Origin of the sequence: Sinorhizobium sp. B11, from assembly GCA_039725955.1 — a bacterium.
In the GTDB taxonomy this organism is placed as follows: Bacteria; Pseudomonadota; Alphaproteobacteria; order Rhizobiales; family Rhizobiaceae; genus Rhizobium.
The window spans coordinates 72,174-85,321 of sequence record CP091034.1 but is presented as its reverse complement, the minus strand read 5'-3'; the positions used below and the strand labels follow the sequence as shown (position 1 = coordinate 85,321).

14 protein-coding genes and 1 other RNA gene are annotated in these 13,148 nt (G+C 60.8%); 9 read left to right on the top strand and 6 right to left on the bottom strand.

What is annotated here, in order from left to right:
- Positions 1–47 precede the first annotated feature (47 nt).
- The 3 genes from LVY75_10160 to LVY75_10150 are packed head-to-tail and all read right to left on the bottom strand — an operon-like array spanning position 48 to position 2,157.
- On the bottom strand, positions 48–743 hold the full coding sequence (locus LVY75_10160) for a YafY family transcriptional regulator (protein ID XAZ25680.1): 696 nt from the start codon (positions 741–743) through the stop codon (positions 48–50).
- Positions 744–790: 47 nt separating this feature from the next.
- A complete protein-coding gene (gene nudC / locus LVY75_10155; GenBank protein XAZ23610.1) occupies positions 791–1,750 on the bottom strand; it encodes an NAD(+) diphosphatase in 960 nt (319 codons plus the stop codon).
- Positions 1,747–2,157: an HIT family protein gene (locus tag LVY75_10150; GenBank protein XAZ23609.1), complete on the bottom strand. Its 411-nt coding sequence runs from the start codon at positions 2,155–2,157 to the stop codon at positions 1,747–1,749. Before LVY75_10150 ends, nudC begins: the two co-directional genes overlap by 4 nt.
- Before the next feature lie 89 nt (positions 2,158–2,246).
- On the opposite strand from LVY75_10150, the gene ffs reads away from it, so the two are divergent.
- The 4 genes from ffs to LVY75_10130 all read left to right on the top strand — a co-directional run bounded on the left by ffs (position 2,247) and on the right by LVY75_10130 (position 5,263).
- Positions 2,247–2,344, top strand: an RNA gene (gene ffs, locus LVY75_10145) — signal recognition particle sRNA small type.
- 43 nt (positions 2,345–2,387) lie between these two features.
- A complete protein-coding gene (locus LVY75_10140) occupies positions 2,388–4,256 on the top strand; it encodes a DNA polymerase III subunit gamma/tau (GenBank protein XAZ23608.1) in 1,869 nt (622 codons plus the stop codon).
- Between the two features lie 19 nt (positions 4,257–4,275).
- On the top strand, positions 4,276–4,599 hold the full coding sequence (locus LVY75_10135; protein XAZ23607.1) for a YbaB/EbfC family nucleoid-associated protein: 324 nt from the start codon (positions 4,276–4,278) through the stop codon (positions 4,597–4,599).
- 52 nt (positions 4,600–4,651) lie between these two features.
- Positions 4,652–5,263, top strand: a complete 612-nt coding sequence (locus LVY75_10130) for a LysE family translocator (protein XAZ25885.1) — start codon at positions 4,652–4,654, stop codon at positions 5,261–5,263.
- A 1-nt stretch (position 5,264) separates the two neighbouring features.
- Here the strand turns inward: LVY75_10130 and LVY75_10125 are convergent, their stop codons facing one another.
- Positions 5,265–5,882, bottom strand: coding sequence for an MOSC domain-containing protein (locus LVY75_10125; GenBank protein XAZ23606.1), 618 nt, complete (start codon positions 5,880–5,882; stop codon positions 5,265–5,267).
- A gap of 57 nt (positions 5,883–5,939) precedes the next feature.
- Here LVY75_10125 and recR point away from each other — a divergent pair, with 57 nt between their 5' ends.
- Positions 5,940–6,545, top strand: a complete 606-nt coding sequence (gene recR / locus LVY75_10120) for a recombination mediator RecR (protein ID XAZ23605.1) — start codon at positions 5,940–5,942, stop codon at positions 6,543–6,545.
- 14 nt (positions 6,546–6,559) lie between these two features.
- Complete coding sequence (locus LVY75_10115; GenBank protein XAZ23604.1) at positions 6,560–7,807, top strand: lytic murein transglycosylase; 1,248 nt, start codon at positions 6,560–6,562, stop codon at positions 7,805–7,807.
- A 20-nt stretch (positions 7,808–7,827) separates the two neighbouring features.
- Here LVY75_10115 and LVY75_10110 read toward each other — a convergent pair whose 3' ends face one another.
- Positions 7,828–8,283, bottom strand: a complete 456-nt coding sequence (locus LVY75_10110; protein ID XAZ23603.1) for a GNAT family N-acetyltransferase — start codon at positions 8,281–8,283, stop codon at positions 7,828–7,830.
- A 7-nt stretch (positions 8,284–8,290) separates the two neighbouring features.
- Entirely contained in the window at positions 8,291–9,922 is a 1,632-nt protein-coding gene (locus tag LVY75_10105; GenBank protein ID XAZ23602.1) for an MFS transporter, read from the bottom strand.
- 244 nt (positions 9,923–10,166) lie between these two features.
- Between LVY75_10105 and rimP the strand changes: the two genes are divergently transcribed.
- From rimP to LVY75_10090, 3 genes are read left to right on the top strand one after another with little or no spacing between them, the layout of a single operon-like run.
- Positions 10,167–10,772, top strand: a complete 606-nt coding sequence (gene rimP / locus LVY75_10100) for a ribosome maturation factor RimP (GenBank protein XAZ23601.1) — start codon at positions 10,167–10,169, stop codon at positions 10,770–10,772.
- 60 nt (positions 10,773–10,832) lie between these two features.
- Positions 10,833–12,437 (top strand): transcription termination factor NusA, encoded by a 1,605-nt coding sequence (gene nusA, locus LVY75_10095; GenBank protein ID XAZ23600.1) that lies wholly within the window; start codon positions 10,833–10,835, stop codon positions 12,435–12,437.
- Entirely contained in the window at positions 12,437–13,123 is a 687-nt protein-coding gene (locus LVY75_10090) for an RNA-binding protein (GenBank protein ID XAZ23599.1), read from the top strand. Before nusA ends, LVY75_10090 begins: the two co-directional genes overlap by 1 nt.
- Positions 13,124–13,148 lie beyond the last annotated feature (25 nt).

Genomic DNA, 13,148 nt, shown 5'->3' with positions numbered 1-13,148 from the left:
CTGGTACTGATAATAGCGCTGCCTGCTGACAGTTTATGGCAGTAGCGTTAGTGCTCGATGGGAGTATCCTGCGTATCCCGCCACTCTTTCAGGAGAACGGTGCGGCGACGCGGATAACGCGTGTCGTGGATCGTCATATCGATGATGCGATCGGTGCGGAAATGACGGAAATCGTTGCGCAGTTCGCACCATGCCATGATGATGCGCACATGCTCGAAGTAGCCGAGCGCGAACGGCCAGACACGGCGACGGGAGACACGACCCTGTTCGTCGCCATAATGCAGTTCAAGAATACGCTCCAGGCGGATCGCCTTGCGGATGGCCGAAACATCCGCCTTGTCCTCATCCTGCCGTTTGCGGCCGACAAAAAGTGTGGCCGAATCGACCATATCGCGCATGTCGGGCGGCAGCACGGCGGCGATCTTTGCAAGCGCATCGGCGCCGGCATTGGCCAGGCGCGGCTCGGCTGCGCGCGCCACCCAGCGGGAGCCGAGCACCAGGGCTTCCAGCTCCTCTTCGGAAAACATCATCGGCGGCAGCATGAAGCCGGGCTTCAGCACGTAACCTATGCCGGCCTCGCCCTCGATCATGGCGCCCTGCGCCTGAAGGCTCGCAATATCGCGGTAGAGCGTGCGCAGGCTGACGCCCGTTTCCTCTGCCAACACGATGCCGGTAACCGGCCGCCGATAGCGCCGGAGCGTCTGAAGCAGGGTCAGCAGCCGTTCGGAGCGGGCGACCATGATTATATCCTCATGCAGAGGTGACGATCATCCGTGCGCACCGCCGCTACTCACCGTTTCCACTCGACCCAATCGCGCATAAGTCGATGGGCAATCGCGCCCTTCGGCGGCGACGCCTTGCCGTTGACGCCAGGACGCTCCAGCATTTCGATGGTTTCCTCGCGAGTGAACCACCGGCAATCCTCGAGTTCGGTCTCATCGCGATGGATATCACGCGACTTTGCCTCGGCATAACAGCCGATCATCAGCGAATGTGGCATCGGCCACGGCTGAGAGGCATGATACCGGATGCGGCCGGTCCTGATGCCGGATTCTTCCAGTGTCTCGCGGCGGACGGCATTTTCGATCGTCTCGCCGGGCTCCAGGAAGCCCGCCAGACAGGAATACATGCCCGGCGCAAAATGCGGGCTGCGACCGAGGAGGCAGAGATCGCGCTCTTCATCGATCGTGAGCATGATGACGACGGGATCGGTCCGCGGGAAGATCATGTGCTCGCAGGCGGTGCAGACCCGCTTGTAGCCGCCGATACGGATTTCCATGACCGAGCCGCAACGACCGCAAAACTGGTTGTCGCCATTCCAGCGAATGAGGCTTGCTGCCTGGGAGAACTCGCCGAGCAGCATCTCGTCGACAAGCTCGTCACGGAAGAGCGAGCGTCCGTCGACCGGCTTGTACTGGCTCGCCATATCCTCGACATCAATGCCGACGGGCACTGCAAGGCGTGGCTCGCCGGTTTTGCGATAGCCGAGCAGTACGATTTCATCCCAATTCGGTTTGAGCTCCTGCAACTCATAGCGGGCAAAGAGCGGATCGAGCACCTGGCCATCGTGCTTGAGAACCAGCTTGTCCTTGGCGAAGGCGAAAATATGCGTGCCATCGCGGGCAAGCGCCTTTTCGACCGAGCCTTCATCGCGATGTTCGCTGTCACGGTTCAGGTCGTTGGCGGCAAAGGCGGTGAGATTGCTGGGTTCCGGATGCGGCACATCCGAATCGAAAAGCGAATGACTCATGATGAAAGGGCTTCCCGCAGCTTTGCTATGAATTCGTCTCTTGTCGCATCCTCGTAGGGTTCGGCCTTACCGAAACCCCAGACGGGACCCGGCCAATTCGCATCACCTTCGGAACGCGCAATAACATGAACATGAAGCTGGCGGACGATATTGCCAAGAGCCCCGACATTGATTTTCGTGGCACCCGTAACCTTTTTGAGTGCTGCGGAGACGAGTTCGATCTCGAAGGTCAGCAGCACCTGATCAAGCGGCGTCAGTTCGAAGATCTCTGTAATATCCGCCCGGCGCGGCACCAGGATCAGCCAGGGCCAGCGAGCGTCCTTCGATAACCTGATGTCGCACAGGCCAGCCACCATGATGCTGGTGCTGTCGTTTTCGAGCCTGGGGTCGAGCGCGAAATCGCTCAAAGGCATTCTCCTCATGTTTTCCAATGGACTAGCAGTTTTTTTGGAGCTTGGCTTGCTTTTGATGAGGATTTTGCCGATATGTGCATCCGGGAGGTTGGTGGTGGACGAGCCACTCGCCAACCGGGTCAGGTCCGGAAGGAAGCAGCCCTAACGAGCCCCGGCACGGGTCATCGTGCCAGCCTCCCACCTTCTCTTCCAAGAAGCCCGGCTTTCCGGGCACAAGCAGGGCGATGAGCGACACCGAGCGACAATCACAAGATGCCGCCTCGACGGGCACCGGATACCGGGTGCTGGCACGCAAATACCGCCCCAAGGATTTCACGGACCTGATGGTCGGCCAGGAGCCGATGGTCCGCACGCTCACCAACGCCTTTGAAACAGGCCGCATCGCGCAGGCCTACATGCTGACCGGTGTTCGCGGGGTGGGCAAGACGACGACAGCGCGCATTCTGGCCCGCGCTCTGAACTACAAGACGGCCGACATCGACAAGCCGACGATCGACCTTCGCGTGCCCGGCGAACATTGCCAGGCGATCATGGAAGGTCGCCATGTCGACGTGATCGAGATGGACGCCGCCTCGCATACCGGCATCGACGACATCCGAGAGATCATCGAGCAGGTGCGCTACCGGCCGGTCTCGGCCCGCTTCAAGGTCTATATCATCGACGAAGTGCACATGCTCTCGACGGCAGCCTTCAACGGATTGTTGAAGACGCTCGAAGAGCCGCCGGAGCATGTGAAATTCATCTTCGCGACGACGGAAATCCGCAAGGTTCCGATCACCGTTCTCTCGCGCTGCCAGCGCTTCGACCTGCGCCGCATCAGCGCTTCCGATCTCGTCGGCCTGTTTTCGACGATCGCTGCCAAGGAAGGCATCGAGGCGGAACCGGATGCGCTGGCGATGATCGCACGCGCCGCGGAAGGCTCTGCCCGCGACGGCCTGTCGCTGATGGACCAGGCAATTGCCCATGGCGGCGGCGTTGTGCAGGCGGAAGCCGTGCGCGGCATGCTCGGCCTTGCGGACCGCGCCCGCATCGTCGATCTCTTCCAGCATATCGTGCGCGGCGACGTCGCAAACGCGCTCAATGAATTCCAGAGCCAGTACGAGGCCGGCGCGAACCCGGTCGTGGTGCTGACGGATCTCGCCGATTTCACGCATCTGGTCACGCGGCTGAAATATGTGCCTGATGCCGCAAACGACCCCTCGCTCAGCGAAGTCGAGCGCACCAAGGCGGCGGAATTCGCCCAGGGTGTGGCGGTTACCACGCTTTCGCGCATCTGGCAGATGCTGCTGAAGGGCATTCCGGAGGCGGAAAACTCGTCGCGCACGGCGGGTGCTGCCGAGATGGTGCTTATCCGGCTTGCGCATGCAGCGCATCTGCCCGCCCCCGAAGATGCAGCACGCCGGCTCGCCGAATTTTCCACTGAAAATGGTGCGCCACGTCCGTCCTCACCTGCGCCTTCGGGCAATGGCGGCGGCACGCGCGTTCCCTACCAGACGAACGTAACGGCACGGGCTCCGGAGCCTGCGCCGCGGCCTCAGCCCTCGGGGCCGACCGCCATGCTGCGGGCCGTGCCTAATCCCGAACCGCAGAGCGTCGGCCGCGTCGAGACGAAGCCGGCAGAAGCGCCGAAGCCGGTCGTGCGGGTCAATTCGATCAGCGACATCGTCGATCTCGCTGCCGAAAGGCGCGACGTCAAACTGAAGGCGCTGGTGCGCAACTTCGTACGGCCAGTGCGGATCGAGCCCGGCCGGCTGGATGTGAACCTCACCGAGGGAGCTCCAGGCACGTTGCTCAACGAGCTTGCCGTCAAGCTCAAGGAATGGACCGGCATCCATTGGATCGTCAGCACCAGCCGCGAAGAAGGCGGACCGACGATGGTGGAGGCGGAAACCAAGGCGCAGGAGCAGCGCGTCAGCGATGCCCGCCAGGATCCAGACGTAGCAGCGATCCTGGCCCAGTTTCCAGGCGCCAAGATCATCGACGTACGCGTGCGGGCGCCGACGCCGGAGGAAGAGGCGGAGGAGGTCAAACCACCTGCCGCAGCCGAATCCGAAGAGGGCGATATCCTGCCCGGCGACGACATAGAATTCTAGTTTCAAGAAGGAGAAGACGATGCGCGACATCATGGGCATGATGGGCAAAGTCAAGGAAATGCAGGCCAAGATGGAGCAGATGCAGGCTGAGATCGCCGAGCTGACTGCCGAAGGCAAGGCCGGCGGCGGGCTCGTCACCGTCATCATCTCCGGCAAGGGCGAGCTCAAGAGCCTGAAGATCGACCCTTCCCTCTTCAAGGAAGACGATGTCGAAATCCTCGAAGACCTGATCGTTGCCGCCCACAAGGACGCCAAGGACAAGGCGGAAGCCATCGCCGCCGAAAAGACCAAGGCGCTGACGGCCGGCCTGCCGATCCCGCCCGGTTTCAAGCTGCCGTTCTGATTTCGTCGACTGGTCCGGTAGTAACTGGCCCCGGAAGAGGAGACGGAAGATGATGACCTTGACGACGCTGCTGGTTTTCGCCGGCGCTCTTTTCATTGCCGCCGGCACACCCGGACCGAGCGTTGCGGCGCTCGTTGCCCGGGTCATTTCGAAAGGCGCGCGCGATGTGCTGCCTTTCCTGTTCGGCATGTGGGCCGGGGATGCGATCTGGCTGACCTGTGCCATCGCCGGCCTTTCGGCGATCGCCGAAAGCTTCTACCACGTCTTCGTCGTCATCAAATGGCTCGGCGTGCTCTATCTTCTTTATCTCGCCTGGCGGATGTGGTTTGCCAAAGCTGATGTCGAGGAAGAAGAATTGCCGCAGGAACGTTCGCGCGGCCGGATGTTTTTCACCGGCCTGGCGATTGCGCTCGGCAACCCGAAGATCATGATGTTCTACGTGGCCCTTCTGCCGTCGATCATCGACATTCCCTCGGTATCGCTTGCCGGCTGGGTCGAACTCGTCGTCACGCTGTTCGTCGTTCTGGCTATCGTCGATTTCAGCTGGATGTTCCTTGCCGCAAAGGCGCGCGGTTTCCTGAAGAGCCGACGTGCCGTGCGGATCGCCAACCGGGTGAGTGCGGGAACGATGGCAGGGGCTGCGGTCACCATCGCTATGCGCTGAACTATTGCTGCGCTTCCAGCGCGGCTCGCAGCTTGTAATGAACGGGCGCTGCCAGATAGCGCTCGCGGTCTGCGGCTGAAAGCCGGCGTCCGAAGGTTTCCATCATTTCCGGCATCGTGACTGGGGCGCCCGGAAATGGCTTGTACTCGACCTGCATTCCGGCTTCCACGATCCCATTTGATATGACGCGGCAATAGATGCCGGGACGTGCCGCCTTGGTATAGCGCTTGACGAATTTCGGATCGTTCATCCTTGCTGCGAAAGTAGCGCAGGGAATGCGGCAGGACGTCACTTCAAGGATCAGTTCACTGACAATAAAGCGGTCGCCGACCGTGACGTCACGGTTATCCAGTCCTTCGATGACGAGGTTTTCGCCGAAAGTGCCAGGTTCGACGGGATAGCCGAGTTCGTTCGCCCACCAGTCGAGACTCAGAGAACCTTCCAGATAGACAGCCTGATCGACGCCGCCATGATGTTTTCTGTTGCAGATGGCATCGCCAACGAGACCTTCGGCATCGATCATGATGCCGCCGCTGACGGCATGTTTGAAAATACCGGTCTTGTAACTCTTGCCGGGCAAGCGTTCAGCTGCGCCCTTGCAGACTGCGAGGATTTTCATCGGTCAGCTAATCCTTCGGCGATTCCGTTTTCGTTCCATATCAGCTAAGAACGGCGCATGGCAAAGCGAGTCACTGGTCCCGAAATTGAAAAACTGATCCAGCTTCTGGCGAAAGTGCCGGGCCTCGGGCCGCGCTCGGCGCGGCGAGCGGCACTCCATCTCATCAAGAAGAAGGACCAGCTTCTCGGTCCTCTCTCGCATGCGATGGGCGAAGCCTATGACAAGGTGAAGATCTGCTCGCGCTGCGGCAATGTCGATACCGTCGATCCTTGCACGGTCTGCACCGATGCACAGCGCGACCAGTCCGTCATCATCGTCGTCGAGGATGTTTCAGACCTCTGGGCGCTGGAGCGCGCCGGCGCGCTGAATGCCGCCTATCATGTGCTCGGTGGCACGCTCTCGCCACTCGACGGTGTCGGGCCTGACGATCTCAATATACGCGGACTGATCAATCGCGTCGGAGAAGGCGGCATCAAGGAAATCATCATCGCCGTCAATGCGACCGTCGAGGGGCAGACGACGGCGCATTACATCACCGATCAGCTTGCGGATCTCAACGTGAAGATCACGCGGCTGGCGCATGGCGTACCCGTGGGAGGTGAACTCGATTATCTCGACGAGGGCACGCTTTCGGCGGCGCTTCGAGCGCGCACGGCAATTTAGGGGGATATGCGAATATGCGTTTCTTTGGCCGGCTTGTTTTGACCGGCGCCGCATTGCTGGCGCTTTCAGTCTCCACCAATGCCGCGCCTTCGAAAGCCGATGTCGAAGCGCAATTTGATAAATGGGTGCAGGCCGATCTCTGGCCTGACGCAAAGAAGAACGGCATATCGGAAAAGACTTTCCGCGCCGCCTTTTCCGGTGTCGAGCTGGATTGGACCCTGACCGATCTTGCGCCTCCCGGCTTTCCGCCGCCGAAGGAACAGAAGCAAACCCAGGCCGAGTTTTCCTCTCCCGGCCCCTATTTCAATGAGGACCGGCTGAAACGGCTTGCGGTGACCGGACGCAGCTTTGCCTCGCAATATGCCTCTACGCTCAGCCGCATTGAAAAGACCTATGGCGTGCCGGGTTCGATCGTGCTGGCAATCTGGGGACGCGAAACCGGCTTCGGTGCGGCGAAGATCCCGAATTCCGCCGTCGAGGTACTGGCGACCAAGGCCTTCATGTCGACCCGCAAGGACATGTTCCGCATGGAACTGATCGCGGCGCTGCATATTCTCGACGGCGGCGATGTTACCCCTGCAGATTTCAAGGGTTCGTCGGCGGGCGCACTCGGGCAACCGCAGTTCATGCCGACGAGCTACCTTAAATATGCCGTCGATTTCGACGGCGATGGGCATCGCAATATCTGGACCTCGGTCCCAGATACGCTCGCCTCGATTGCCAATTTCCTCGTGAAGAAGGGCTGGCAGCGCGATCGCGACTGGGGGTTCGAAGTGACAATCCCCCAAGCCATCTCCTGCGCGCAGGAAGGGCCCGATCTTGCCAAGCCGCTCTCCCATTGGGCGTCGCTCGGCATCGACCGCATTTCCGGCAAGGGCTTTCCATCCGGCGAGTTGAAAGCGCAGGGTATGATGCTGGTGCCGGCCGGGCGCGACGGGCCGGAATTCATCGTCACGCCGAATTTCTACATCATCAAGGAGTATAATAACTCCGACCTCTATGCGCTCTATATCGGCAATCTGGCCGACCGCATCGCCTTCGGCTCCGGTGCCTTCCAGGGACAATGGGGCGACGTTGGCAAGATGCTGCGCTCGGACGTTGCCGCCATGCAGCGCGCGCTGGAGCGGCAGGGCTACGATGTCGGCGGCTCCGATGGCCTGCCCGGCTACAAGACACGCCGCTCGATCGGTCAGTGGCAGGAAAAGAACGGCATGAAGCCGACCTGCTTTCCGGAGGCATCGATGAAGGGCAAGCTGAAGTAACAGCTGAGGCTCATGCCCTGTCAGAGGTTGCGCTTCAGTCCTTCATGGCTCGCAACAAAGCCGAGCTTTTCATAGAAACGGATCGACTCTAGCCGTGCCTTGTCGGATGTGAGCTGCACGAGACCGCACCCGCGCTCGCTGCAGCGCGCGATCGCCCATTCGATGAATTGCGAACCGAGCCCGGAGCCGCGATGACCCCTGGCGATGCGCACGCTTTCGATCTGGCCCCGCCACATGCCCGTTCGTGAAAGGCCGGGAAGAAAGCTCAGCTGCAGACAGCCGACAACGGAGCCGGTCTCGTCGGTCGCGACGGCAAGCAATTGGTTGGGATCAGCCTCTATCGCGTCGAAGGCCGCGAGATAGCGCATATCGACAGGATCCGAGACGACCTCACGCGTGCTGCCGAGATCGTCATCGGCAAGTAGCCTGACGATGACGGCAAGATCGGATTGTCGTGCGCTTCGGAAGACCGGCATGCTGACCTCAGTGATGCAGGTCGATCGGCGCCTTGTGAAAGACGTCATCGACAGGTGGGATGGCCTGGCGTTCGATCATGCGCTGAACTTGCGGCAGGCCCTCGCCCCGATGAAGCGCACGAAGCCGGTCGGTATTTTCGGCATCGGCCTGCGTGCGGCGCTGATTATGCCTGATATATTCGACCCATGTCGGCGTGTGATAGGTTTCCGTCCAGCGACCGGGGTTTTCAAGGTCGCGCATAAGCGCCCAGTTACGAGCGCCGTCGCGAATGCGGATGCGGCGGCGCTCTCCCATCAGTGTCATGAACTCGGCCAGGTCTTCGTCGGCGATCTGGTAGCCGACCTGGATGACGATCGGGCCGCTGCGCGGCGTGATATCCAGCCCGAGAGCGGGCTCGGTGAAGCGGTTGAGCGGATCGAGATTGAGCGAAGCGAAAGCCGGCATGGAAAAGCGCAAGCCAATAACGACGCCAAGCAGCAGGACGGCAGCCGACATCAGCAGGGCATTCGAAAGACCATACTGGTCGGCAACAATGCCCCAGAGCCAGCTGCCGCCGGCAATACCGCCGAAGGTGACGGTCTGGTACAGCGACAAGGAACGGCCAACCACCCAGCGCGGCGTCGATAGCTGAACGATGGTGTTGAAGAGGGAAAGGGCCGAAACCCAGCAGGCGCCGGCGATCAGAAGTCCGGCAGAGGTGAGTGCGGCGCTTGAGCTGAGCGCTGCGATCACGGCACTGAGCGCAAAGCCTGAAAACGCCAGGCGGATAATCGTCTCGCTGGAGAACATTACGCGCAGCCTGGGGCTGAGCACCGCGCCGCCAATCGCGCCGATGCCGAATGCGCCGAGCATGAAACCGTAGGTCAGTGGTCCGCCAGAAACGAGATCGAGCGCAACGACCGGCAGCAGCGCCTGAATGGAGCTTGCGCCAATGCCGAATACCAGTCCTCTCAGGAGGATCTTTTCGAGATTGGGCGACATTGAGACGTAACGCATGCCGGCAAAGATGGCGCTACCGAGGGTCTCGCGCGGCAGTGTCGAGGCAGGCGTACTCGGCCGCCACCGAAGCAATGCATAGATGAGAGCAATATAGCTCAGCGCGTTCACCGCAAAAGCCGCAGCGGCACCGGCAGCCGCCACGATGGCACCACCGATCGCCGGACCGACGCTGCGGGTAATGTTGAAGCCCATGCTGTTCAGCGTGACCGCGTCTGGCAAATCGGCACGCGGCACCATGTCGCCGACCGAAGCCTGCCAGGATGGATTGTTGAGCGCCGTGCCGCAACCGATGAGAAACGTGAAGAAGAGAAGCAGTCGAGGCGTAATCCAGCCGAGAAGGGCGCATGCCGTCAGCAGGGTCGAAACCACGAGCATCATGGATTGAGCCGTGAGCATGATCCGGCGCCGATCATAATTGTCGGCGAGAGCCCCAGAGAACAGTGAGAACAACATGATCGGCAGCGCCGTCGAGGTCTGCACCAGCGCAACCATATCCTCCGACGAGGTGATGACCGTCATCATCCAGGCGGCACCGACGGCCTGGACCAGGCCGCCGAAATTCGAGGCGAGGCTCGCAAACCAGATAGTGCGGTAGGTTTCATGCCGCAAAGGCGCAAATGTCGAAGACGTATAGGCCACGTTTCCCCCGCTTTTATCGTAATGCCGCAACAGCAATATATGCGGAAGATGAGCACTCGCCATAGGTTAGCGCATGCTCAAGGGGCCAAGGAGGCGGAATCCGCGCCGACCTTGCAATTTCTGAAAAACGGGACTATATGGCACTCAAATTCTTGATCGTACGATGAAGAGTGGGCCGCAAGGACCCGCTCTTTTTTATTAGCGCGATCACCCCGAATGCCAGAAATCGCAGGGAGCGCACCGCTTGTCGGATCTGACAAACGCAGACAATCAACATGAGCCGCGGCTGATCACCGAGACCGGGCTTGACCAGCGTCTTGCCGACATTATCGAACCCGTGATCGTCGACATCGGCTTCCGTCTCATTCGTGTACGGATGCTCAATCAGAACGGCATGACGATGCAGGTCATGGCCGAGAAGAACGATGGCACGATGACCGTCGAGGATTGCGAGCAGGTCTCGATGGCGATTTCTCCAGTGCTCGATGTGGAAGATCCGGTCGATAAAGAGTATCATCTCGAAGTGTCTTCGCCGGGCATCGACCGCCCTCTGGTGCGGAAGTCGGATTTCGTTCGCTGGCAGGGCCACCTCGTAAAGTGCGAAACGTCGATCATGATCGGCAATCGCAAACGCTTCCGCGGCAAGATCGTCGAAGCGGACGCCGACGGGTTCACGATCGAACGTGATCAGATTGCCTATGGCGAGGAGCAGAAGGTCGTCATTCCCTTCACCGCGCTCAGCGATGCCAAACTCATTCTGACCGACGATCTGATCCGCGATGCACTGCGCGCCGACAAGCTGGCAAAGGCGCAGGCTGCGAACCAGAACGAAGCGGACGACGAAGAATAACCGATCAACGCAAGCTCCAGGGACGGGAACCCGGGTAGTCAAGGACGGAGAAACATAACAATGGCAGTCAGTGCAAACCGGCTCGAACTTCTGCAGATCGCAGATGCAGTGGCGCGCGAAAAGGTCATCGACCGCGAAATCGTGCTTGCCGCGATGGCCGATGCCATCCAGAAGGCAGCGCGTTCCCGTTACGGTACCGAATCCAACATCCGCGCCGACATCAACCCGAAGACCGGTGAAATCCGTCTGCAGCGCCTGCTCGAAGTCGTCGAGAAGGCCGAGGATTATTCGACGCAGATCCCGCTGGAGCTGGCCCGCGACCGCAACCCCGACGCCGCCATCGGCGACTTCATTGCCGATCCGCTGCCGCCGATGGATTTCGGCCGTATCGCCGCACAGTCGGCCAAGCAGGTCATCGTGCAGAAGGTGCGCGAAGCCGAGCGTGACCGCCAGTTCGACGAATTCAAGGATCGTACCGGCGAAATCGTCAACGGTACGGTCAAGCGCGTCGAATACGGCAACGTCATCGTCGACCTCGGCCGTGGCGAAGGCATCATCCGCCGCGACGAAATGATCCCGCGCGAGAACGTTCGCTATGGCGATCGCGTCCGCGCATACGTATATGATGTCCGTCGCGAACAGCGCGGCCCGCAGATCTTCCTGTCGCGCACGCATCCGCAGTTCATGGTGAAGCTCTTCACCATGGAAGTGCCTGAGATCTACGACGGCATCATTCAGGTGAAGTCGGTTGCCCGCGATCCGGGCTCACGCGCCAAGATCGCCGTGATCTCGAACGATAGTTCGATCGATCCAGTCGGTGCCTGCGTCGGTATGCGCGGTTCGCGCGTTCAGGCCGTCGTCGGCGAGCTTCAGGGCGAGAAGATCGACATCATTCCCTGGTCGCAGGACCCGGCGACCTTCGTCGTCAACGCCCTGCAGCCGGCTGAAGTCGCCAAGGTCGTTCTCGACGAAGATGCAGAGCGCATCGAAGTGGTCGTGCCGGACGAGCAGCTCTCGCTCGCCATCGGCCGCCGCGGGCAGAACGTCCGTCTCGCCTCGCAGCTGACGGGCTGGGACATCGACATCATGACGGAAGCGGAAGAATCCGAGCGCCGTCAGAAGGAATTCAACGAGCGTACCAACCTCTTCATGGATGCGCTCGACGTCGACGAGATGGTCGGTCAGGTCCTGGCTTCGGAAGGCTTCGCCGCCGTCGAGGAACTGGCTTATGTCGATCTCGACGAAATCTCTTCGATCGACGGCTTTGACGAAGACACCGCGCAGGAAATCCAGACTCGCGCTCGCGAGTTCCTCGAGAAGCTCGAGGCGGAGATGGACGAGAAGCGCAAAGCACTCGGTGTTTCCGACGAGTTGCGCCAGATCGCCGGCATGACCGCACAGATGATGGTCGCGCTCGGCGAGGACGGCATCAAGACGATCGAGGACTTCGCAGGCTGCGCGGCCGACGATCTCGTCGGCTGGACCGAACGCAAGAACGGCGAGACGAAGAAGTTCGAGGGCCTGTTCTCGAAGTTCGACATTTCCCGCGTCGAAGCAGAACAGATGGTTGTGCAGGCTCGCCTGCTCGCCGGCTGGATCACCGAGGAAGACCTGGCGAAGGACGCTGAGGCTGTCGAAACCGACGCAGCCGAGCAGGAAGCGTAATGACGGCGAAGCCGGACACATCTCCTGAGGACGACGATCTTGCAGGTTACGACGTGAACGGCCGCATGTGCATCGTGACACGCGAAAGCGGATCGCCGGAAGAGCTGATCCGCTTCGTGGCCGCCCCTGACGGGACGGTGGTGCCGGATCTCAAGCGCGAGCTGCCCGGACGCGGCTGCTGGGTGAAGGTGGACCGGTCGTTGGTCGAGAAGGCGGTGGCGAAGAAGCTCTTCGCCCGCGCACTCAAGGCCGATGTGAAGGCAGCCGAGGATCTCGGCGAGCGCGTGGAGCGGCTGTTTCTGCAGCAGCTCCTGCAGATGATGAACATGGCGCGCAAGGCGGGCCAGCTCGTCACGGGCTCAGCCAAGGTGGATGCCGCAATTCGCAGCGGAGCTGCGCTTGCGGTGTTTCATTCGACGGATGCCGCCGCCGACGGCGTGAGAAAGATAGACCAGGCCCGCAAGGCCTGGCACCTCGGAATGGAAACCGAGGAGGAAATACCTTCCTTCCGTCTCTTCTCGGAGGGCGAAATGGAAGGGGTGATGGGCCAGAATGCTTTTATCCATGCTGCAGTGCTTGCAGGGCAGGCGGGTGAAGGTGTAGTGAAGCGCGCAAAGATGCTCGAACAGTACCGTAACGGCGGTCAGTCCCGGGCACCGGGCGGCGCTGGCCAGCAAAAACAATGATGCGGTCACCGGCGGAAGCCGGCCG

Coding starts and splice junctions, on each gene's coding strand:
- nudC (XAZ23610.1), bottom strand. CDS start 1,750: ATGAGTCATTCGCTTTTCGATTCGGATGTGCCGCATCCGGAACCCAGC.
- LVY75_10130 (XAZ25885.1), top strand. CDS start 4,652: ATGACCTTGACGACGCTGCTGGTTTTCGCCGGCGCTCTTTTCATTGCC.
- LVY75_10135 (XAZ23607.1), top strand. CDS start 4,276: ATGCGCGACATCATGGGCATGATGGGCAAAGTCAAGGAAATGCAGGCC.
- nusA (XAZ23600.1), top strand. CDS start 10,833: ATGGCAGTCAGTGCAAACCGGCTCGAACTTCTGCAGATCGCAGATGCA.
- LVY75_10090 (XAZ23599.1), top strand. CDS start 12,437: ATGACGGCGAAGCCGGACACATCTCCTGAGGACGACGATCTTGCAGGT.
- LVY75_10110 (XAZ23603.1), bottom strand. CDS start 8,283: ATGCCGGTCTTCCGAAGCGCACGACAATCCGATCTTGCCGTCATCGTC.
- recR (XAZ23605.1), top strand. CDS start 5,940: ATGGCAAAGCGAGTCACTGGTCCCGAAATTGAAAAACTGATCCAGCTT.
- LVY75_10115 (XAZ23604.1), top strand. CDS start 6,560: ATGCGTTTCTTTGGCCGGCTTGTTTTGACCGGCGCCGCATTGCTGGCG.
- LVY75_10140 (XAZ23608.1), top strand. CDS start 2,388: ATGAGCGACACCGAGCGACAATCACAAGATGCCGCCTCGACGGGCACC.
- LVY75_10125 (XAZ23606.1), bottom strand. CDS start 5,882: ATGAAAATCCTCGCAGTCTGCAAGGGCGCAGCTGAACGCTTGCCCGGC.